Origin of the sequence: Aquimarina sp. I32.4, from assembly GCF_002924285.1 — a bacterium.
Taxonomy (GTDB): Bacteria; Bacteroidota; Bacteroidia; order Flavobacteriales; family Flavobacteriaceae; genus Aquimarina.
Window position 1 is genome coordinate 1 of sequence record NZ_PGUB01000244.1, and the last position, 1,026, is coordinate 1,026.

Sequence of the window (1,026 nt, forward strand, 5' to 3'; positions counted from 1 at the left end):
AGGGGTTAAGTTGTACCGTTTTATTTTATTTACCAACTTACAAAAAGTGAGGATGAATTTATGGAATGAGACAAAATCAATACCGATAAGTCGCCAAATGATTTGGCAGGCTTATCAAAAAGTACGTTCCAATAAAGGAAGTGCAGGAGTGGATGCGATAGAAATGCAAGAATTTGATGCAAATCGAAGTAACCATCTGTACAAATTATGGAATCGTATGGCATCAGGGAGTTATTTTCCCCCAGCTGTCAAAGAAGTAGGAATCTCCAAAAAGGATGGAAGCATTCGTAAATTGGGAATCCCTACAATAAGCGACAGAGTTGGGCAAATGGTGGTAAAAATGTTCATTGAGCCAAGATTAGAAAAAGTCTTTAATCCAAATTCTTATGGATATCGTCCAGCTAAAAATGCGCATCAAGCATTACAAAGGGTACGAGAAAACTGCTGGAAACAAGATTGGGTAATAGACCTTGACATCAAAGGATTCTTTGATACTATAGACCATAACAAATTGATGCTAGCTGTAAAGAAACATGTGCCAGAAAACTGGGTATTACTTTACATTAAACGATGGTTGGAAGCCCCCGTTATTACAACATCTGGAAAACGAATCCAAAAGCAAGGGAAAGGAACACCACAAGGCGGAGTAATTAGCCCTTTACTGGCAAACCTTTTTCTACATTATGCTTTTGACAAATGGTTAGAACAGACAGATAAAAGTGTAGTCTTCACTCGTTATGCCGATGACGCGATACTACACTGTAATACAAAAGCCCACGCAGAACAAATACTACAATTAGTACATCAGAGAATGACTTCTGTAGGACTGGAACTACATCCAGTAAAGACCAAAATTGTCTTTTGTCGAGACTACAGAAGAAAAGGAAAGTATCCAACAGTTAAATTTGATTTTTTAGGATATTCTTTTCAACCTAGAACGGCATTTTCAAAGAAAAAGAAAACGCTATTTTTAGGGTATGATTGTGCCATAAGTATTAGTTCAAGAAAACGAATTGCCGATAAACT

Annotated in this window: 1 protein-coding gene; it reads left to right on the plus strand. The window is 37.0% G+C overall.

From position 1 onward, the window contains the following. Positions 1-52: 52 nt before the first annotated feature. On the plus strand, positions 53-1,026 hold a 974-nt coding region (gene ltrA / locus CVD18_RS22300; RefSeq protein ID WP_103867639.1), incomplete at its 3' end, for a group II intron reverse transcriptase/maturase.